Source organism: Oleiagrimonas soli (assembly GCF_000761445.1).
Taxonomy (GTDB): domain Bacteria; phylum Pseudomonadota; class Gammaproteobacteria; order Xanthomonadales; family Rhodanobacteraceae; genus Oleiagrimonas; species Oleiagrimonas soli.
Map to the genome: position 1 here is coordinate 2182458 of NZ_KN196470.1, position 21386 is coordinate 2203843.

Here is a 21386-nt window from a genome sequence, read left to right on the forward strand (position 1 = left end):
GCCGCGCGCGGGGACGCGCCGCCCGTCATACGGTTTCGGTGACCTTGTTCAGATGCGGCGGCACGTCCGGGTTGTAGCCGCGCGCCAGCGACAGCGCGTTGACCGCGCGGTAGAAGCTCTGCACCGCCAGCAGCGGCGCGCACAGCGGGTCCGGCGCGGCGACGATGGGCAGTGCGTCGGCATGCCGGTCGCCGGGCGCGGCCGTCCACACGCGCGCACCGCGCCCGCGGAACTCGCGCGCCACGTCCAGTGCGCCGCGCAGCGTGCCGTCGTCCTGCGCCAGCAGCAGTACCGGGAAGTCCGCGTCGACCAGCGCCATCGGACCGTGTTTGACCTCGGCCGTGCTGAACGCCTCGGCGTGCAGGCAGCAGGTTTCCTTGAACTTCAAAGCCGACTCCTGCGCCGCGCCGAAACCGTAGCCGCGGCCGAGCACGAACAGGTTGCGCGCATCGCGCAGGCCGTCGACCAGCGGCGACCAGTCCTGGCGGAAGGCGTTGCCCATCGCGTCGGGCAAGGCGGCGATGGCGTCGTGCAGTACGGCGTTCGCGCTCCAGTGCGCGGTGATGTGCAGAATCGCCGACAGCGCGCCGAGGTAGCTCTTGGTCGCGGCCACGCTGCGCTCGGGACCGGCGCGCAGCGGCACCACGGTGTCGGCGATCTCCGCCAACGGCGAATCCTCGACGTTCACCAGCGCCACCACGTGCGCGCCGGACGCCTGCGCCGCCTCGGCGTTGCGCAACAGGTCCGGACTCTTGCCCGACTGCGAGATGGCGATGAACAGCGCGTCGCGCAGCTGCTGCGGCGCGGCGTACACGGACTCGACCGACGGCGAAGCCGAAGCCGTGACCAGGCCGAGGCGCGTCTCGAAGGCGTACTTGGCAAAGGTCGCCGCGTGATCGGAACTGCCGCGCGCGCACGTCACGATGAAACGTGGCGGCTCGGCGCGCAGCCGCGCCGCGAGTTCGCGCACGACGGCATCGTTCTCGGCCAGCTGACGCTCGACCACGCGGGACGCCTCGGCGGCTTCCTGATGCATCAGGGTATGTTGCGGTTCCACGGCTTGCTCGTTCACGGCATCGATTCCTCTGCTCGACCGCTCCCCCGCCGCGCCGGTCGACGCGGCCCGGCGGTCATCCGTTTGATGGTTCGCCCTGAAGCTCGGCGACGAAGTCGTAGGCATCGCCGCGATACCAGGAGCGCGTGTACTCGACCAGGCGACCGTTGGCGATGAAGGTGCGTCGTTCCAGCGCCAGACCGGCGCTGCCCTCGGGCACATCCAGCAGACGTGCCTGTTCGGCGTTGAAGTTCACCGCACGCAGGCGCTGCAGCGCGCGCACCGGGCGGCAGCCGAGTTTTTCGAGCACTTCGTAGAGCGAGTCCTCGATCATCTCGGGATCGTTGACGATGTCTTGCGGAATCGCGCTGCGCTCGACCGCTAGCGGCTCGTCCGAGCCGTAGCGCAGGCGGTACAGACGCACCACCAGCGCACCCGGCGAAAGATTCAGCGCCATCGCTTCTTCCGGCGTGACTTCGCCGATCTCGCGCTCCATGAACACCGAGCGCGGATTCAAGCCGCGCGCGCGCAGATCGCCGGTGAAACTGGTCAGCTTCGACAGCGGCTTGACGATGCGCTCGGCCACGAAGGTGCCGGCGCCGTGGCGCTGCGTGAGCACGCCGTCCTCGACCAGACCGGCCAGCGCCTTGCGCACGGTGACCCGCGACAACTCCAACTGACGGGCCAGCTCGCGCTCGCTCGGCAGCGCATGGCCGGGACCGAGCGCACCGCGCTCGACGCTGGTGCGGATGGCACGGCGCAGGCGCAGATAGGCCGGGGCATGCGTGTCCTCGGCCTGGCGCCGGTATTCGTCGTGCAGAGCGCTTTCCATGCGGACAACATACCAGTGCAATACCAATCACGCAACTGGTACGCACTGAAACCGTAATCATTCGGTAACTTGCGTTGAAGTGGTTTTGTAGTGGTATGCTATCGACCAGCATTCTTCTCGTGAGGCGACTTCGTGAGCACCCATGCCAAGCCCGTCGCGGCCTTCGACCTGGTGATCTTCGGCGGAACCGGCGATCTGGCCATGCGCAAGCTGCTGCCTGCCCTGTTCCGACGCTTCGCCGACGACCAGATTCCCCTGCAGAGCCGCATCCTCGGCGTGGCGCGCGAGACGCAGTCGGACGACGACTACCGCGAGCGCGTGCGCGAGGCGCTGGACAAGGCGGTCAACGACAAGCAGACGCTGGCCGACAAGGTCGACGCGTTTCTCGACCTGGTGTCCTACCGTCCGCTGGACGCGACCAACGACGAGGGCTGGGACGATTTCGCCGCCCTGCTCAACGAGGTCGACGACCATGTGCGCGTGTTCTACCTGTCGACCAGCCCGCGCATCTTCGTCGACATCTGCCGCCGCCTGAAGCAGCACGATCTCAACGGTCGCGGCGCGCGCGTGGTGATCGAGAAGCCGATCGGCCACGACTACAGCAGCGCCACCGAGATCAACGACGCCGTCGGCGCGGTGTTCGACGAGAACCAGATCTTCCGCATCGACCACTACCTGGGCAAGGAAACAGTGCAGAACCTGCTGGCGCTGCGTTTCGCCAACGTCCTGTTCGAGCCGCTGTGGAACGCCGCGCACATCGATCACGTGCAGATCACCGTCGCCGAGACCGTCGGCGTGGAGCAGCGCGGCCCGTACTACGACACCGCCGGCGCGCTGCGCGACATGGTGCAGAACCATCTGCTGCAGCTGCTGTGCATGGTGGCGATGGAACCGCCCGCCTCGCTCGACTCGGACGCGGTGCGCGACGAGAAACTGAAAGTCCTGCACACGCTCAAGCCGATCAACGCCGACAACGCCGGCCAGGCCACCGTGCGCGGCCAGTACCGCGCCGGCGCGGCCAACGGTGGGTCCGCACCCGGCTACCTCGAGGATCTGGGCCAGTCGTCTTCGGACACCGAGACCTTCGTGGCGCTGAAGGCCGAGGTCTGCAACTGGCGCTGGGCCGGCGTGCCGTTCTATCTGCGCACCGGCAAACGCATGCCCGAGCGCGTATCCGAGATCGTCATCCAGTTCCGCGACATTCCCTATTCCATCTTCGATGCCGGCAGCGGCTCGATCATGGCCAACAAGCTGGTCCTGCGCTTGCAGCCGGACGAAGGCGTGAAGCTGTGGCTGATGGCCAAGTACCCCGGGCCGGGCGGTCTGCGCCTGCAGGCCGTGCCGCTGGACATGAGCTTTGCCGAGGCCTTCGGCGTGCAGCAGCCCGACGCCTACGAGCGTCTGCTGCTGGACGTGGTGCGCGGCAACCTGACGCTGTTCATGCGCCGCGACGAAGTCGAGGCCGCCTGGCGCTGGATCGACCCGATCCTGGCCGCATGGGAACGCAGCACCGACAGCCCGCGCCCGTACGCGGCCGGCACCTGGGGTCCGAGTGCATCGGTGGCGCTGATCGAGCGCGACGGACGCACCTGGCACGACGGCGACGGACAGTGAACAAACAGCGACGACCCCGGTTCGCCTGGCCCTGCGCAGCGTCGCGGTGAGCGCCCTGTCGTCACGGAGGAAAAGCGCCATGCAATGGCATTCCAGCGAAAACACCGAACAACTCGCGCACACCCTGGCCGAAACCGTGACCGGCGATCTGCGCGCGGCCATCGAGGCCCGCGGACAAGCCACCCTGGCGCTCTCCGGCGGCAACACGCCGAAGCCGTTCATGGAGCAGTTGGCGCGCTGCGATCTGGCATGGAGCAAGGTCATCGTGACCCTGGTCGACGAACGCTGGGTGCCCGCCGATCACCCCCGCTCCAACGCCGGTCTGGTGCGTTCGCACCTGCTGAAAGGCGCCGCCGCGCAGGCGACCTTCATCCCCTTGTACGCACACGCACCGACGCCGGAGAGCGGACTGCCCCGCGTGGCCTCGCGCCTGGACGCCCTGCCGCTGCCGCTCGATGTCGCGGTGCTCGGCATGGGCGAGGATGGCCATACCGCCTCGTTCTTTCCCGAAGGCGATCACCTGCGCGAAGCGCTGGATCCGAACGGCTCGGCACGCGTCCTGCCGATGCGCGCGCCGGGCGCGGAAGAGCCGCGCATCACGCTGAGCCTGTCCCTGCTGATCAAGGCGCGCGCGTTGTATCTGCACATCGAGGGCGACACCAAGCGCCGCGTGCTGGACGATGCGTCGCAAGGCGCGGACCTGCCGATCGGCGCGGTGCTGAACGCCGCGCCCAATCTGCAGACCTACTGGTGCCCCTGAACCCGAATCCCTTGCGCGCGCGGCTCCATCGCCGCAGCGCGAACTGCATCAAACGAGACACGCCATGAACCTGCATCCCGTTCTCCAAGAAGTCACCGAACGCATCACCGAGCGCAGCCGGCCCGGTCGCGCCGCCTATCTGGCGCGCATCGACGCGGCGCGCGACAACGGCCCGAAGCGGCGCCACCTGTCCTGCGGCAACCTCGCCCACGGCTTCGCCGCCTGCGGCACGCATGACAAGGATGCGCTGCGCGGCAACGCTACGCCCAACATCGGCATCGTCACCGCCTACAACGACATGCTGTCGGCGCACCAGCCGTACGAACGCTACCCCGAGCTGATCCGCCGCCTGGCGCGCGAAGCCGGCGCAACGGCGCAGGTCGCCGGCGGCGTGCCGGCCATGTGCGACGGCATCACCCAGGGCCAGGCCGGCATGGAGCTGAGCCTGTTCTCGCGCGACGTGATCGCGCTGTCCGCCGCGGTGGCGCTGTCGCACGACATGTTCGACGCCGGCCTGTACCTGGGCATCTGCGACAAGATCGTGCCGGGCCTGCTGATCGCGGCATTGAGCTTCGGTCATCTGCCGGCGATCTTCGTGCCGTCCGGCCCGATGCCGAGCGGCCTGCCCAACGAGGAGAAGTCCAAGGTCCGCCAGCAGTTCGCCGAGGGCAAGGCCACGCGCGAGCAACTGCTGGAAGCCGAGGCGCAGTCCTACCACTCGCCCGGCACCTGCACCTTCTACGGCACCGCCAACTCCAACCAGATGCTTATGGAGATGATGGGCCTGCACCTGCCCGGCTCCAGCTTCGTCAACCCGGATACGCCGCTGCGCGATGCGCTGACCGCCGCCGCCGTGCAGCGCGCCGTCGCCATCAGCGCGCTGGGCGAGGACTACACGCCCGCCGGTCGCGTCATCGACGAGCGCAGCATCGTCAACGGCATCATCGGCCTCAACGCCACGGGCGGTTCGACCAACCATCTGCTGCACCTGGTCGCCATCGCCGCGGCCGCCGGCATCACGTTGACGCTGGAAGACTTCGACGCCATCTCGCGCGTCACGCCGCTGCTGGCGCGCGTGTACCCGAACGGCTACGCCGACGTGAACCACTTCCACAGCGCCGGCGGCATGCCGTTCCTGATCGGTTCGCTGCTGGACGCCGGCCTGCTGCACGAGGACGTCACCACCGTGTGGGGCGGCGGCATGCAGGCCTACCGCAAAATGCCGCAGCTCGACGCCGACGGCCAGCTGACCTGGGCCGATCCGGGCGAGAGCGGCAACACCAACATCCTGCGTCCGGCCACCGAACCGTTCCAGGCCGACGGCGGCCTGCGCGTGCTTGAGGGCAACCTCGGCCGCTCGGTCATCAAGGTGTCCTCGGTGCCCGAAGATCGCCACGTGATCGAAGCACCGGCGGTGGTCTTCCACGACCAGAACGACGTGCGCGCCGCCTTCGAGCGCGGCGAACTGGATCGCGATTTCGTCGCCGTCGTGCGCTTCCAGGGACCGCGCGCCATCGGCATGCCGGAACTGCACAAGCTGACGCCGACGCTGGGCGTGCTGCAGGGCCGCGGCCATCGCGTGGCGCTGGTCACGGACGGCCGCATGTCCGGCGCGTCGGGCAAGATTCCGGCCGCCATCCACGTCAGCCCGGAAGCGGTCGACGCCGGTCCGCTGGGCAAGGTGCGCGACGGCGACATGATCCGCCTCGACGCCGACGCCGGCACGCTCGACGCGCTGGTCGACGCCGACGAGTGGAACGCGCGCGAGTTCGTGCACGCCGATCTCTCCGCCAGTCACAGCGGCCTCGGCCGCGAACTGTTCGCGTTGATGCGCAACGCCGTCGGCGCGGCCGACGCCGGCGCCGGCGTGTTCGGCGCGCCCGACGTGCATCACGCCGCCGACGCCTGATCCCCATCCCGACACGAAACGACACGACGCCATGACCATGAACGACCGCACCGCTCAGCTCGAAGCCACCCTCACCCTCGGCCCCGTGGTGCCGGTGGTGGTCATCGAGAACGCCGCCGATGCCGTGCCGCTGGCACGCGCGCTGGTCGCGGGCGGCGCGCCGGCCATCGAGGTCACGCTGCGCACGCCGGCGGCGCTCGACGCCATCCGCGCCATCGCCGCCGAAGTCGAAGGCGCGCATGTCGGCGCCGGCACCGTACTCAACCCTGCCGACCTGGACAAAGCGATCCGGGCCGGCGCCACTTTCATCGTCTCGCCCGGCAGCACGCCCGCTTTGCTCGATGCCGCCGAGGAACAGCTCGTCCCCCTGCTCCCCGGCGCCGCCAGCGCCAGCGAGGCGATGATTCTTCTCGAACGCGGCTACGTACTGCAGAAGTTCTTCCCGGCCGAGGCCGCCGGCGGTGCGTCCATGCTGCGCTCGCTGGGCGGCCCGCTGCCGGGCATCCGCTTCTGCCCCACCGGCGGCGTCAGCACCAAGAACGCGCGCGACTACCTGTCGCTGCCCAACGTGATCTGCGTCGGCGGTTCCTGGCTGACCCCGCGCGATCTGGTCGCCGCCGGCGACTGGAACGCCATCGAGCAGCTGGCGCGGGAAGCGGCCGCGTTGCGATAGGCGGCACCAGGCCTCGAGACCGTCACACCAAGCGCCCAGTGCCTCAACACACGCTTGGATGAAGTCGCTGGGTCCGGCTTTCGCCGGGATGACATGCCGAGGAATTCCGCTCACTCCACGTCCACGGCCATTCGAGCATCGTCGCATCGTAGTTAAGCGCAGCCATCTCCCGGCGGCAAACAGCGCGCAAGCCTTCCGGAAGACCTCATACGTCGCCAAAGACCACACGCCGTCATTCCTGCGCAAGCAGGAACCCAGCGCCTTGAGGTCTTATCCGCGGAATCACGGGGACCCGGCCTTCACCGCGATGACATGCCGAGGAATTTCGCTCACTCCGCGGCCATTCGAGCATCGTCGCATCGCGGATAAGCGCAGCCATCTCCCGGTGGCAAACACCGCGGAAACCTTCCAAAAGACCTCATACGTCGCCAGAGACCACACGCCGCCATTCCTGCGCAAGCAGGAACCCAGCGCCTTGAGGGCCTTATCCGCCGAGTCACAGGGTCCCGGCCTTCGCCGCGATGAGGGATGTGAGAAAGATATCGGCAGCACCGCCGACAAGCGTGCGCGCTGAACGCAGCGATCGACGGGTTGCGACCTACTTCCGCGGTCGCGGCGGCGCGGTGGAACCGCGCACCACCAGTTCGGGGCTGAAACCCTCGTTGTGGACCTCGAAGCGGCCGTTCTTCTGCAACTGTGCGATCAGCAGGCGCGTGGCGTGCCGCGAAATCTCGTCGGTGGCCTGCCGCGCCGTGGTCAGCGCCGGCCAGGACTGCTTGGAGAACGGGCTGTCCTCGAATCCGGCGATGGACAGGTCGAACGGCACGTCCATGCCCGCCGACTTCGCCGCTGCCAGCACGCCGGCCGCGATTTCGTCGTTGGAACCGAAGATGGCCGTCGGCGGCTCCTTCAGCGCCAGCAGCTTGCGCGCGCCACGGAAACCGTCGTCGAACGAGTAATCGCCCTTCACTATCAGCTTCTTGTCCTGCGCGATGCCGTAATCCTGCAGCGCATCGGCGTAGCCCTTGTAGCGTTCCGGACTGGAGCGATGCTCCTCGCCGCCCCACAGGAAGCCGATGCGGGTGTGCCCGAGCTGGATCAGATGCTCGGTGATGTCGTAGGCCGCGTCGCGGTCGTCGACGAACACGCACGGATAACCGTCGTCCGGGTCCTCGGCGGCCGACAGGATGCGCACGAAATGCACGCCGGCCTTGGCCAGGTGACGGATCAGCTTCGGGTCTTCCGACATCGGCGGCGCCAGCACCAGTCCGGCCAGACGCGAGCGGTGCACCAGGTCGGTCAGCTCTTGCGCCAGCTTCGGCGCAGTGGAATCGCAGGGATGGATCTGCAGACCGAAGCCCATCTCGCGACACACCGACAACGCGCCGTTCTGCACCGCGATGATGTAGTACGGATTCGGATTGTCGTAGACCAGCCCCAGCGCGTAGTTGCGCGCGCTGCGCAGACTGCGCGCGGATAGATCCGGCCGGTAGTTCAGTTCCTCGATGGCTTTCTGCACACGCGCCCGCGTGCCGTCCTGGACCGACGCTTCGTGGTTGATGACGCGCGAGACCGTCTTCAGCGAGACTCCTGCGCGCTCGGCAACGTCTTTGATGGTGGCAGGCACCCGGACTCCTTATGACTGGTGATCGGGACAACGCGCCCGAGGACGGAACGTTGCCACACGCAGTTTACTGCATGGTGTCCGCGCCCAACACGGGGGCCGACGCCTGCTGACCGACGCGATGCCCGCGCAAACCGTAGAACAGGATGTACAGGTAGCCCGGCACCATCACCAGCAGGAAGGCCAGCTGGAAGTCGATGTGTTCCTTCAGGTGCACGAAGATCTGCGGGATCAGCGCGCCGCCCATGATGCCCATGATGAGCAGCGCCGAGCCGAACTCGGTGTGGCTGCCCAGCCGCTTGATCGCCAGCGGGAAGATCGCCGGCCACATCATCGCGTTGGCGAAGCCCAGCGCGGCCACGAAGCCCACCGACACGTAGCCCTGTGTCGCATACGCGCCGAAGGCGAACAGCACGCCCAGCACCGCCGACACCGCCAGGTAACTCTGCTGCGAGATGAAGCGCGGAATCAGCACCAGTCCGGCCACGTAGCCGGCCAGCATCGCCAGCATGGTGAACGAGGTGAAGTGCTTGACCGCGTCCAGCGGTAGACCCAGCGCCTGCCCGTAGATGCCGATGGCATCGCCGGCCATGACTTCCATGCCGACATAGATGAACAGGCACAGCACGCCCAGCCACAGATGCGGAAAACTGAAGATGCTGCGACCCGTGTGCGCAGCATCCTCGCGGTTGTCGCCGGACGGCTTGATCTCCGGCAGCGACGAGCGCACCACCCAGATCGCCAGCACGGCCAGGATCGCGGCCATCACCATGTACGGCCAGTACACGCGGGACACGAAGGCATCGAGCATCTGCGCGGCGTCCTGCGGCGTCGGTGCGGCCTTCACCTTGGCCTCGAAATCGCCGATGCCGCGCAGCACCAGCGCGCCGAACACCAGCGGCGCCAGCGCACCGGCCACCTTGTTGCAGATGCCCATGATCGCCACGCGCTGTGCGGCGCTGTCGATGGGACCGAGGATGCTGACGTAGGGGTTGGACGCCGTCTGCAGCAACGACAAGCCCGCGCCGATCACGAACAGGCCGGCCAGCGCGCCCGGATACATGCGCCAGTCGATGAACTGGCCGAACAGCACGGTGCCGATCGCCATCACGAACAGCCCGAGCGCCATGCCCTTCTTCATGCCGGTGCGCTTGAGCACCGCCGCGCCGGGCAGCGCCCACACGAAGTACGACACGTAGAACGCCACCGGAATCAGGAACGCGCTGACGTCGTCCAGATTGAAGGCCAGCTTCACGAAGATCGTCAGCGGCCCGTTGAGCCAGGTGACGAAGCCGAAGATGAAGAACAGTACGCCGATGATGAACATCGACATCGCGTAATGGCTGCCGCGGCCGCCCTGGACATTGCCCGTCATGAAATGCACTCCCCTCCCGAGATCGGAATGTCCGATCAAGCCCCATCAGGATTAACGTTGTCATCGAGTGTCGTCAAGTGCTTTCGCTGATCGCCTTCCCGAAGGCGTCCATCCCCGCAGCAGGATGCCGCTGGAATCCATAGATTCTGTGCGGGCAACAGGCCCGCAAGTGCGCCATCCATGCGCAATGACCTGCCCACACAGCGCGCCGAGCAACGCAAGGAGCACCCCCTGAAAGCCGTTTTCGTGACCCCATGACAACTCGCTTGACAACGTTGTCATCATTCGGCAACACTCGGCCCATCGAGCGCATCGCGGGTGATGCGCGACGCACGCAAGGGTCACGGGGAGGACGTCGCGTGGGGCAAGTTGCAAGTCAGCCGGCCATGTCCGCGGTGAACACCGCCGCCAGGGCATTCATCGCAGCGGATGTCGGCGGCACCCATGCGCGCATCGGCCTGGTCCGCGGTGTCGGCGAAGGCGGCCGCGTGGCCGTGCTCGACTACCGCAAGTACGTCTGCGCCGAGCACGAAGGTCTCGACGCCATCCTTCGCGACTTCCTTTCGCATCACCAGGACACGGCGGTCACGCACGGCGCCCTCGCCTGCGCCGGCTACGCGATCGACGGCGTGGTGGTCAACGACAACCTACCCTGGCGCGTGGCGGTCGGCGAGCTGCGCGATGCGCTGCATCTTTCCGATCTGTCGCTGATCAACGACTTTGAAGCCGTGGCCTACGCCACGCAATACATCGAACCCTCGGCAACGCTGGCGCTGACCGATGCGCCGCTGCCCGAAACGCCCGGCCCACAGGTCGTGGTCGGCCCCGGCACCGGACTCGGTTCGGCCGCCATTCTGCCGATGCAGCCGCAGCCGCTGGTGCTGCCCACGGAAGCCGGACAGATCGCTCTGGCGCCGCGCGGCGAACTGGAGATCGCGATTCTCGGCGTGCTGGAAAGCCGGCACCGCCATGTTTCCTACGAACACGTACTGTCCGGCCCCGGCCTGCTGCAGCTGTACCAGGCGCTGCGCATCCTGCGCGCGGCGCCCTGCACGCTCGAGCGACCGGAACAGGTCACCGAGGCCGCCTTGCACGGTGGCGATGCGGACGCGCGTCAGGCGCTGGACGTCTTCTGCGCGCTGCTGGGCAGTTTCGTCGGCGATCTGGCCATGCTGTACGGCGCCAGCGGCGGCATCTGGTTGGCCGGCGGCATCCTGCCGCAGATCCGCAGTTTTCTTGCACGCAGCACCTTCGTCGAACGCTTCCTCGACAAGGGCCGCATGCGCGCGTTCCTGCAACGCGTGCCGATTCGTTTGATGGAGCACGGTCAGCTCGGCGTCATCGGTGCCGCCGGCTGGTATCTCGATCACCAGGACGGGAGCTGAGCACCGGGTTACTCATCTTGATTGGGGTCGGATACGGAGCAGTCGCTGTAGCGACCCGAAAGCGCAGTAAAAAAAACCACTTGGAGGGGAGATCATGAATCAGCGCAAGACCATCCTATCGGCGAGCATCTTGACGGCATTGCTGCTGTCCGGTCCCGCCCTGGCCCAGGACAATGGCACCGCGCAGGGTGCGCAGCAGAACGATGCCCAGAGCACGTCCTCGCAGCGGGCCGCGAAAAAGCACATCCAGGAACTGCAAGCGGTCACGGTCGTCGGCATTCGCGATTCGGAAGCCGAGTCGCTCAACCTCAAGCGCGACTCCAACGCCCAGATGGAAGTGGTGACCGCCGAGGACATCGGCAAGCTTCCCGCCAAGAATGTGGCCGACACCCTGCAGCGCCTGCCCGGCGTGAACATCAGCACGTCCAGCGCCGGCGAAGGCGGCTTCGACGAGAGCGATCGCGTCAGCCTGCGCGGCACCGCGCCCAGCATGACCCAGACCCTGATCAACGGCCACAACGTCGGCACCGGCGACTGGTTCGTGCTCAACCAGACCGCCACCGTCGGCCGCAGCGTCAGCTACAGCCTGCTGCCGTCGGAAATCGTCAGCGAGGTGAAGGTCTACAAGAGCTCCGAGGCCAAGCTGGTCGAAGGCGGCAGCGCCGGCACCGTCGACATCATCACGCGCAAGCCGCTGGAATACAGCAAGCCGTTCACCGCGCAGGCTTCGATCGGCGGCGTGTACGCGGATCTTCCGGGCAAGACCAAGCCGCAGTTCAGCGGCATGTTCAACTGGAAGAACGACGACAACACCTTCGGCGTCATGGCGCAGGCCTTCTACGAGGAACGCAGCCTGCAGCGCAACGGCCAGGAAATCCTGGGACTCAATCAGCTGCAGGCCACCGATCCCATCGTGATGGCGCACCCGGACCTCAATGGCGTGTACTACCCCAGCCTGCTGGGCGCGGTGTACTTCACCCAGGAGCGCAAGCGCAAGGGCGGCTCCGTCGATATCCAGTGGAAGGCGGCGGACAACCTGACATTCAACCTGAACGGCTTCTACAGCAAGCTCGAAGCCAACAACTACAACCGCAACTACATGATCTGGGGCAATCACTTCGTCCCCGGCGCGACGAATCTGAATCCCGGCTACATCGTCCAGAACAACACGCTGACGCAGGCCAGCTTCGCACCCAGCGCCGACGGCACGAACTACGGCATCTACGACATGATCGCCCGCAAGGCCTCGTCGCAGACGCAGTATCTGACCCTGGATGCCGACTGGAACGTCAACGACAACCTCGCCTTCAACTTCCAGGTCGGTACCACCACCGGCAAGGGCAACAGCCCGCGCCAGGACGTGCTGGAGATGAACACCTCGCCGAACACCGGCGCGGCGTGGGGCTTCCGCGGCACCGGCCAGCCGGCCAACTGGATGCTGGGCAGCGACAACAGCTCGCCGGCCGCCTCCGGCGCCACCGCCAACTGGATCTTCGGCGAAGGCGGCATCCACACCAAGGACAAGGAGAACTGGGGCAAGATCGACGGCTCGCTGTACTACGACGACGGCACGCTGTCCTCGCTGGACTTCGGCGTGCGCTACGCCGACCACACCCGCGAGAACCCGAGCGCCTTCGCGCAGGGCGCGGCGGCCGGCTTTGCCGACCCAGCCAATTTCCCGCAGGGCTTCCAGCACTATCCGGGCGACTTCGGCAGCAGCCTGGGCGGCTCGTTCCCGACCAACATCTGGTACTACTCGGCCAGCGACCTGGCCGCCTACGACGCCAAGTACGCCAGCCGTGGCCCGGACCGCCTGTATCCGAACGACATCTACAAGGTCAACGAGAAGGACAGCGCAGCCTACCTGCAGGCCAACTTCCAGGGCGACAACTGGAGCGGCAACCTTGGCGTGCGCTACGTACACACCAAGGAAGCGATCGGTTACTCCAGCAACACGCCACAGGAAGACAAGGTCGTCGGCCCGATCATGGGTTCGGCCTTCTTCCCGACGGGCTGGTACTTCAACACCTACGACCACAGCTACGGCAAATTCCTGCCCAGCGCCAACCTGAAGATCAACGTAGCCGACAACCTGCTGGCCCGCTTCGCGGCCTCGCAGACCCTGACGCGTCCGGACTACTCGGCGATGGCGGGCACGGTATCGCTGGACGACCTCGGCCACACCGGCAGCGGCGGCAACCCGAAACTCAAGCCGCTGCTCGCCACCAACGTGAGCGCAGCGCTGGAATGGTATTTCGCGCCGCGCGGCCTGCTGTCGGCCAGCGTCTTCCGGATGAACCTGAAGAATTACGTCAACTTCAGCCACCAGAATCGTACCTACAAGGACATGCAGGCCAGCCAGAACGGCCCGGACGTGTACAGCACCTACGACGTCAGCATCCCCAGCAACACCGACGGCAAGGTCAAGGGCGTGGAGCTGAACTACCAGCAGCCGATCGGCAAGTACTTCGGCATGGCGATGAATTACACCTACGCCTCCGGACACGCGAGCAACGACGAACCCCTGCAGGGCACCTCGAAGAAAACGGGCAACGCTTCGGCCTACTTCGAGAACGACAAGTTCAACGCCCGCATCAGCTACACCTACCGCTCCTCGTACTACGCGGGTCCGGATCGCGGCGGCTTCTTCTACATGGCCGGCACCGGTTACCTGTCGATGTCGCTGGGCTACAACGTCAACGAGTGGATGTCGCTGTCGCTGGACGCGATGAACCTCAACAACCCGACGCTCCGCTACTACGTCAAGGGTGACGACTACGGCGTCCAGCCGCGCTCGTTCTATACCAACGGTCGCCAGTACTACCTGACGGCTCGCTTCAAGTTCTGAGGCAACGTGACCTCCCCCGCGGATCCGGACTTCCGTGCCGGATCCGTCTTTTTCTTCCGCACCGGCGGCCGCACGGGCCGCCGGTCTTTTCTCCGCCGCTCGCCACTCGCATGATCGCGGACGCCTGACCGGGAGCGAAGCCATGCCGCCGAAACCGCCACGACTGGCGTCCGTCGACGCATTGCGCGGCAGCACCGTGGCCGCGATGCTGCTGGTCAACGATCCCGGTGACTGGGACCACGTGTTCGCCCCGCTCGAACACGCCGCCTGGAACGGCTGCACGCCGACCGACCTGATCTTTCCCTTCTTCCTGTTCGTCATGGGCGTCTCCGTGGCCCTGGCGATCCTGCCGCGCCTGGAGCGCGGCGATGCACCCGCCACCCTGCGCAACGCGGCGCTCTGGCGCGCGCTGCGCATCGTGCTGCTGGGGTTGGCGATCAACGCGCTGGCGGCCTGGCTGATGCCGCATCGCGACATGCGCTGGCCCGGCGTGCTGCAACGCATCGGGGTGTGCTTCGCCGGCACCGCGTTGCTGGCGTTGTATGCACGTCCGCGCACGTGGTGGTGCGTCATCGCGGCGCTGCTGGTCGGTTACGCGGCACTGCTTGCCCTTGGCGGATCGCTGGCGCCGTGGGTCAACATCGTCAGCCGCACCGACAGTGCCGTGTTCGGGCACTACGTATGGAGCATCGACCCGGCGACCGGCCGCGGCCACGATCCCGAAGGCCTGCTCAGCACCCTGCCCGCCTTCGCCAGCAGCCTGCTCGGCCTGTGCGCCGGCGTCTGGCTGCGCGCGCGGAATCTACGCGCGCTGCTCGGGTTGGCGCTGGCCTGCCTCGCGCTGGGTCTGCTGTGGTCATGCTGGTTGCCGTTCAACAAGAATCTCTGGACGCCGTCCTTCACGCTGTGGACGGCGGGCTGGGCCACGCTGGCGCTGCTGAGCTTTCACCTCGCCGTCGACATGCGCGGCTGGCCGGCATGGGGCCGACGCTTCGGCATCAACGCGATCACCGCCTACGCCGGTTCCGAACTGATGCAGATCCTGCTGCCGGCGCTGGGCTGGCAGACGCCGATCTACCGGCACGGCTTTGCCGACTGGATCGCGCCGCTGGCGGGACCGCGTGTGGCCTCGCTCGCATTCGCCGTGGCGTTCACGGCACTGTGGTGGCTGATCGTGTGGACCCTGGATCGCCGCCGGCTGTACCTGAAACTTTGAACGGACCGCGCGGCCTGCAGCATGATGATGGCCGCTCGGACCGCAACCGCATGGCGCACCGCGCCGGGAGAACGAGACTGATGATGCGTGGAATCCGCCTGCCGCTGCTCGCCGCCCTGCTTGTTTCCTGCGCCGCCCAGGCCGCCACGCCGCCCGCGGCTTCAGCGTGGTCGATCATCCCGCGCCCCGCGCAGATGCAGCCGGCCGCGCACGGTCAGGTGCGCCTCGCCGACGGCGCGACCGTCGCGGTGACGCCGGACACCGCGGCCACGCGTTCGGTCGCGCGGCAGTTCATCGCGCTGGTCGCACATACCCGCGGCCTGCACCTGCGTCTGGCGGCGGATCATGACCCATACGCCACCATCACGCTGAAGCTGGCCGACGACGATGCCATCACCGGCGACGCCGGCTACCGTCTGCGCCTCGGCGAACACCGCGTGCGCATCGATGCGCGCACGCCGCAGGGACTGTTCTACGGCAGCGTGACGCTGTGGCAGCTGCTCACGCAGACGCCCGAAGCACGCGGCCCCGCGACGCTTGCCGACGGTCTCATCGTCGACCATCCGCGCTTCGCCTGGCGCGGCCTGATGCTGGATTCGGCGCGGCACTTCCAGTCCGTCGCCGACATCAAGAAACTGATCGACTGGATGGCGCTGCACAAGCTCAACGTGCTGCACTGGCACCTCACCGACGACCAGGGCTGGCGCCTGCAGATCAAGCGCTACCCCGAACTGACCCGCATCGGCGCCTGCCGCAAGGCGGTCGGCCCCGACGCCGCGCTGACCGGCAGCCCGGACAAGCCCTACTGCGGCTTCTACACCCAGGCGCAGGTACGCGACCTCGTGCGCTACGCGCAGCAGCGCTTCGTCACCATCGTTCCCGAGATCGAGATTCCCGGTCACGCGCAGGCCGCCCTCGCCAGCTATCCCGAGCTGGGCGTCACCGGCAAGCGTCCGCCCGTGTCCACCGACTGGGGCATCAACACCTGGCTGTACGCGCCCGACCAGCGCAGCCTGACCTTCCTGGAAAATGTGCTCGACGAAGTGATGGCGCTGTTTCCGTCCACCTACATCCACATCGGCGGCGACGAGGCCGCCAAGGACCAGTGGCAGGCCTCGCCGGCAGTGCAGGCGCAGATGAAAAAGCTCGGCCTGAAGGACGAGAACGCGCTGCAGGGCTGGATGATCAGCAAGATCGGCGCCTACCTCGACGCGCACCATCGCCGCCTGATCGGCTGGGACGAAATCCTCGAGGGCGGCGTGCCCGCCGACGCCACGGTGATGTCCTGGCGCGGCGTGAAGGGCGCCATCGAAGCCGCCAACGCCGGCCACGACGTGGTGCTGTCGCCCGCGCCCGTGCTGTACCTCGATCACCTGCAGAGCGACGCCCCCGACGAACCGGCCGGTCGGCCGCAGGTCGAGAGCCTGAAGGACATCTACGACTTCAACCCCGTCCCCGCCGCCATCGACGCCTCGCAGGCGCGTCACGTACTCGGCGCGCAGGCCAACCTGTGGGCCGAATACATGCCGACCTTCGCCCGCGACCAGCATGCGATCTTCCCGCGGCTGGCGGCGCTGGCCGAAGTCGTCTGGTCGCCCGCCGGCACGCACGACTGGAACGATTTCCTGCGCCGCATGCCGGCGCAGCTGGCCCGCTACCGCGCGCTGGGCATCGACTATGCCGACAGCGCCTGGGCGCCGCGCTTCGCGCTCTCCGCCGGACGCGACGGCGCCATCGACGTCGCCCTGTCCAACCAGACCGGCCAGAGTGCGATCCGGTACACCACCGACGGCCACGCACCGACAGCAAAGTCGCCGCGCTACGACGCGCCGCTGTCGTTGTCCGGCAACGCCACCACCACGCTGCGCGCCGCCACCTTCGCCGACGACGGCTTCCGCCTCGCCGCGCCGCGCACGCGACGCATCGACGCGTCCGCCCTGCGCACCCGCCGCAGCGACCAGCTCGACACCTGCACGCACAAGATCGTGCTGCGCATCGAAGACGACCGCCCGCTGCACGGCCCGCGCCCGGTCTACCAGATGGACATCAACGACATGTGCTGGATCTGGAAGCAGGCGCCGACGAACGGCATGCGGCATCTGGCCGTGACCGTCGGCAACCTGCCGTGGAACTACGCGCTTTGGAAGGACGCCGCCGGCGTGGTCAAGCGCCCGACCGCTTCGCCGCACGGCGCGCTCGAAGTGCACCGCGACACCTGCGACGGCCCGCGCATCGCGCGCCTGCCGCTGGCTGCGGCCGCCCGCAGCAAACTGCAGACCACGCTGCATGCGGAGCTGCCGCCCCTGACCGGCACGCACGACCTGTGCTTCATCGCCACCGGCGATCCGACGCAGGGGCTGTGGGCCATTGGCAACGTGAAACTGTCGCCTTAAATGACCGCACTCGTGACAACGCCTGCCGTTATCACGATGTAAGCATCCAGATGCCCGCCAACTTGCAGCTGCCAAGACAGAAGCGCACCATGGAAAAAGGGGAAACAAGGGGGTAGCGATGGACGCTATCGAAATCAGCCTGGAAGGCGGTGTTTTTTCCGCTGACGCGGTGGTGCGTACAACACATCGCTACACAGCGGATTACTACATAAACATCCTCTCTTCCGAGGGCAATTACACCGTCCGTTTGACACCCAAGTCTGCGGAGGTCGACACCAGCGCGCTCGTTGGACAATTTCGCAACGACCTGCTTGATGAGCAACTGCGCGAAAGTGTCCGAACGCAAACCAAAGAACTTCACGACACATTGGTTAAGGCTGCACTGCTCAAAGCCGAGCCACTATCACCGGATCCAGCGCCGTGAAGTTCCAGCCCCGACAAGCATTCGCGGGCAACACTTCCTACCAACTGCTGCCTCTGCGTTTCCGCCGCCTCCCCTGGGACAGAGAACGTGTATTCGTCTCATCCATGTCCGGGGAATGGCTCATCACTTCACATGATGACCTGACCCGCGTCGTGGAAGGCCAAATCGTGCCGGACGAAGCCCTGTTTGCCGAACTGCAAGCCAAGCACCTCCTCATGGCCGACCAGAAACGGTCAACACTTGCGCCGATCTTGTCGCAATACAGGACAAGGAAGTCCTACCTCGAGCACGGCCCATCCCTGCATATTTTTGTCGTCTCTCTTCGTTGTCACCATACCTGCGCCTACTGCCAAGTATCCCGCCAGCCTCAAGCCAACAGTGGCTACGACATGCCTGCGAATGCCTCTTTGAAGGCTGTTGAGCGCCTCTTCGAATGGCCATCCAAGACACTGACCGTAGAATTCCAAGGCGGGGAACCTTTGCTCCACTTCGGCCGCATACGCGCACTCGTCGAGGCCATCGAAAAGCGGAACAAGTATGAAAACCGCGATATCCAGTTCGTCATCGCTTCGACGCTTCATGACCTGACCGATGAGCAGTTGGCCTTCATGAAAGGTCATCGCTTCCAACTATCAACCTCGTTGGACGGTCCCGAGTGGCTGCACAATGCCAACCGCCCAAGACCAGAGCGAGATAGCTACCGACGAACGCTGGAAGGCATCGAGCGGGGCCGCAAGGTCCTGGGCGAACATGCCGTCTCTGCCCTGACCACGCTGACGAAGCGCAGCCTCGAAGCACCCGAAGCGATTGTCGAGGAGTACAAGAAACAAGGCTTTCACTCCATTTTTCTGCGGCCATTGAGTCCCTACGGCTTTGCGCTGAAAACCGCCAACCGCAATGGCTACCCCATTGAAGACTTCCTGCGGTTTTACGCCGCCGCCCTCGACCACATTCTTGCCATGAATCGCTCGGGTTATGTCATGGAAGAAATCTATGCTGGCTTGCTTTTGTCGCAGCTCTTGAGCCCCTTCTCACACGGCTACGTGGATTTGCGCTCGCCCACTGGAGCCGGACTCGGTGCAGTTGTCTACGACTACGACGGCAAGGTCTATCCATCTGACGAAGCCCGAATGCTGGCTGCAATGGGCGATCATTCATTCGTCCTCGGCCATGTGGACCAACCCATCAGCGAATGGCTGAACTCGCCCGCGATGGCGCAGATTCTGCAAGCTGGCGTAGCCGAAGCGTTGCCTACCTGCGCGGATTGCGCCTATGTGTCGATGTGCGGAGCGGACCCTGTCGACCACTACGCCCGTCAGCATGATGTCATTGGCCACAGGCCCAGCAGTGACTTTTGCCGCAAGCAGATGGGCATGTTCGATCACCTGCTTGAACGGTGGGATAAGAGCTCTTTGATCGAGAAGCGCATCCTGGAATCCTGGGCGCTTCGCGTTGCCAGTCGTGCCCCGCAAGCAGAGGCCGCCTGATGCGACCGCTCGAATGCAAAATCCAGTCCTCTGGCTGGGACAGTCCCCAGCAGTTCAAGGTTGCAGGGTTGGCCGACTTTGCTTCCGGTCACTATCACCTTGAGCGCATGCTTCTGGACTTGCGCAGCCATGATGCCGCTCTCGCTTCGGACAACTTCCGTTCGCTCCCCTGGGCGGGATTCCTTGTCGAACATCCCAAAGACGCTCCTCCCGGACGCCCTTGGCTCTCTCTGGACGTAGTGGGCACCAGTGTTGGACAAGGCGATGTACTTGAGATCCAGCCACGTATTTCGAAAGCAGCTCTTCGCTATCGCAGGGGTGGCAATGGCAATGTGCTGTTCGCCACCGAGCGTTGCAACAGCTACTGCGTGATGTGCTCTCAGCCACCCCGGCAAGTCGAAGACGATTGGCGTGTGGCGCAACTTTGCAGTCTCACCGAACTCATCGACAAGGACGAAATCTCGCTCGCCATCTCTGGGGGAGAACCCACGCTGCTTGGCACGGGATTGAATCGAGTCATCGAAACGTGTGCCAAAACCCTTCCAGATACCGCCATTCACGTCCTGTCCAATGGACGGCGCTTCGCTGACGCTGACTATGCCCGCACATTCATCGACCTTCACCCAAGCCTTTCCTGGGGCGTGCCGCTCTACGGCAGTCACTACGGACTGCATGATTATGTGGTGCAAAGCGCGGGAGCCTTTGCCGAAACGATGCGTGGCCTCTATGCCCTGAACGCCGCACGTCAACGTATCGAGATTCGTGTGGTCTTGCTGCGCCCGGTGGTCGAAGAACTCAAGCGGTTGTCTGAATACCTGTATCGGAACTTGCCGTTCGTCGAGCACATTGCCTTGATGGGGTTGGAGCCTACCGGTTTTGCCCGCGCCCACCATAAGGACGTGTGGATGGACCCAAAGGACATGGCACCTGTCCTGCTCGATAGCGTGGAATACCTTGCACGACGCGGCCTCAACGTCTCGCTCTACAACTTGCCCTTATGCGCCCTGCCTCAGTCACTGTGGCCATATGCCAAACGCAGCATCTCGGACTGGAAACAACGGTACTTACCTGCCTGCCAAACCTGTTCCGTGCGAAACAAATGCGCGGGGGTATTCGCCTGGGTCACAGCGGAATGGACCAGTCGAGCCATTTCACCCATCAAGGAGGGGATGGAAGCATGAAAAAAGTTCTGACCATCACGGGCACAGCACTGGCTGCTGCGCAAGGCGTGGCGCATGCCAAAGCGGACCATGCGCACCTAGCACTGTCGTCCCTCGCGATGAAGGACCTGAGCTATGCCGTCAGCATGGCCGTACCGACCAATGCGGCCGATGCGGTAAACATGTTCGCAAGTCATGCATCGCACAGTAGCCACAGCTCACACAGCTCCCATTATTCGAGCAGTGGCGGTTCCTATGGTGGGCACAGTTCGCATAGCTCTCATAGCTCGCATTACTCAGGGAGTGGCGGGTCGTATCAATCACCGACGTACAGCGCTCCAGCCCCAAAGGCCTCGCCCGCCCCGGCATCACCCGAAGTCAACGGCCTCTATTCCGCACCGAAGCCGACGGCTGACAGACTCAAGATGATCATCATGCGCGTCCAGGCCGCGCTCTACTCCAAAGGCTATGATCCGGGCGCCATCGATGGCGTACTGAGCACTCAGACCAAACAAGCACTTCGCAAATTCCAGTCCGCGCATAACCTTCCTGCAGACGCCAAGATGAGCACCGCCACACTGAACGCTCTCGGGGTTTCACTGAGTCCTTGATCGAGCAATTCCTGGACGTAC

General features: G+C 65.6%; 16 protein-coding genes. 12 read left to right on the top strand and 4 right to left on the bottom strand.

Features of this window, described 5'->3' with window-relative positions; genetic code table 11:
• Positions 1-25: 25 nt before the first annotated feature.
• Entirely contained in the window at positions 26-1036 is a 1011-nt protein-coding gene (locus tag LF63_RS09615; protein ID WP_043103600.1) for an SIS domain-containing protein, read from the bottom strand.
• Positions 1037-1130: 94 nt separating this feature from the next.
• Positions 1131-1886, bottom strand: a complete 756-nt coding sequence (locus LF63_RS09620) for a GntR family transcriptional regulator (protein ID WP_043101351.1) — start codon at positions 1884-1886, stop codon at positions 1131-1133.
• A 132-nt stretch (positions 1887-2018) separates the two neighbouring features.
• Here LF63_RS09620 and zwf point away from each other — a divergent pair, with 132 nt between their 5' ends.
• The 4 genes from zwf (at position 2019) to LF63_RS09640 (ending at position 6842) form a co-directional block, all read left to right on the top strand.
• The gene (gene zwf / locus LF63_RS09625; protein ID WP_043101354.1) at positions 2019-3500 is read left to right on the top strand and encodes a glucose-6-phosphate dehydrogenase; all 1482 of its coding nucleotides are present in this window, start codon (positions 2019-2021) and stop codon (positions 3498-3500) included.
• A gap of 79 nt (positions 3501-3579) precedes the next feature.
• Positions 3580-4260 (top strand): 6-phosphogluconolactonase, encoded by a 681-nt coding sequence (gene pgl / locus LF63_RS09630; RefSeq protein ID WP_043101356.1) that lies wholly within the window; start codon positions 3580-3582, stop codon positions 4258-4260.
• 64 nt (positions 4261-4324) lie between these two features.
• Positions 4325-6169: a phosphogluconate dehydratase gene (gene edd, locus LF63_RS09635; RefSeq protein ID WP_043101358.1), complete on the top strand. Its 1845-nt coding sequence runs from the start codon at positions 4325-4327 to the stop codon at positions 6167-6169.
• A gap of 37 nt (positions 6170-6206) precedes the next feature.
• The gene (locus LF63_RS09640; RefSeq protein WP_043103602.1) at positions 6207-6842 is read left to right on the top strand and encodes a bifunctional 4-hydroxy-2-oxoglutarate aldolase/2-dehydro-3-deoxy-phosphogluconate aldolase; all 636 of its coding nucleotides are present in this window, start codon (positions 6207-6209) and stop codon (positions 6840-6842) included.
• A gap of 598 nt (positions 6843-7440) precedes the next feature.
• On the opposite strand, the gene LF63_RS09645 is transcribed toward LF63_RS09640, so the two are convergent.
• On the bottom strand, positions 7441-8469 hold the full coding sequence (locus tag LF63_RS09645; RefSeq protein ID WP_043101360.1) for a LacI family DNA-binding transcriptional regulator: 1029 nt from the start codon (positions 8467-8469) through the stop codon (positions 7441-7443).
• 64 nt (positions 8470-8533) lie between these two features.
• Positions 8534-9841: a sugar MFS transporter gene (locus LF63_RS09650; protein WP_052394921.1), complete on the bottom strand. Its 1308-nt coding sequence runs from the start codon at positions 9839-9841 to the stop codon at positions 8534-8536.
• A 359-nt stretch (positions 9842-10200) separates the two neighbouring features.
• On the opposite strand from LF63_RS09650, the gene glk reads away from it, so the two are divergent.
• From glk to LF63_RS16280, 8 genes are all read left to right on the top strand, one after another.
• Positions 10201-11226, top strand: a complete 1026-nt coding sequence (gene glk, locus LF63_RS09655; protein WP_081945171.1) for a glucokinase — start codon at positions 10201-10203, stop codon at positions 11224-11226.
• A gap of 94 nt (positions 11227-11320) precedes the next feature.
• Positions 11321-14074: a TonB-dependent receptor gene (locus LF63_RS09660; protein ID WP_043101365.1), complete on the top strand. Its 2754-nt coding sequence runs from the start codon at positions 11321-11323 to the stop codon at positions 14072-14074.
• 142 nt (positions 14075-14216) lie between these two features.
• On the top strand, positions 14217-15290 hold the full coding sequence (locus LF63_RS09665; RefSeq protein ID WP_043101367.1) for an acyltransferase family protein: 1074 nt from the start codon (positions 14217-14219) through the stop codon (positions 15288-15290).
• Positions 15291-15370: 80 nt separating this feature from the next.
• Positions 15371-17683, top strand: coding sequence for a beta-N-acetylhexosaminidase (locus tag LF63_RS09670; RefSeq protein WP_043101369.1), 2313 nt, complete (start codon positions 15371-15373; stop codon positions 17681-17683).
• Positions 17684-17801: 118 nt separating this feature from the next.
• Positions 17802-18107 (top strand): His-Xaa-Ser system protein HxsD, encoded by a 306-nt coding sequence (hxsD, locus tag LF63_RS09675; RefSeq protein ID WP_043101371.1) that lies wholly within the window; start codon positions 17802-17804, stop codon positions 18105-18107.
• Positions 18104-19594, top strand: coding sequence for a His-Xaa-Ser system radical SAM maturase HxsB (hxsB, locus tag LF63_RS09680; RefSeq protein WP_052394923.1), 1491 nt, complete (start codon positions 18104-18106; stop codon positions 19592-19594). Before hxsD ends, hxsB begins: the two co-directional genes overlap by 4 nt.
• Positions 19594-20775, top strand: coding sequence for a His-Xaa-Ser system radical SAM maturase HxsC (hxsC, locus tag LF63_RS09685; protein ID WP_043101373.1), 1182 nt, complete (start codon positions 19594-19596; stop codon positions 20773-20775). The genes hxsB and hxsC overlap by 1 nt, the downstream gene beginning before the upstream one ends.
• The gene (locus LF63_RS16280; protein WP_221265649.1) at positions 20772-21365 is read left to right on the top strand and encodes a peptidoglycan-binding protein; all 594 of its coding nucleotides are present in this window, start codon (positions 20772-20774) and stop codon (positions 21363-21365) included. Before hxsC ends, LF63_RS16280 begins: the two co-directional genes overlap by 4 nt.
• The last annotated feature ends 21 nt before the right edge of the window (positions 21366-21386 follow it).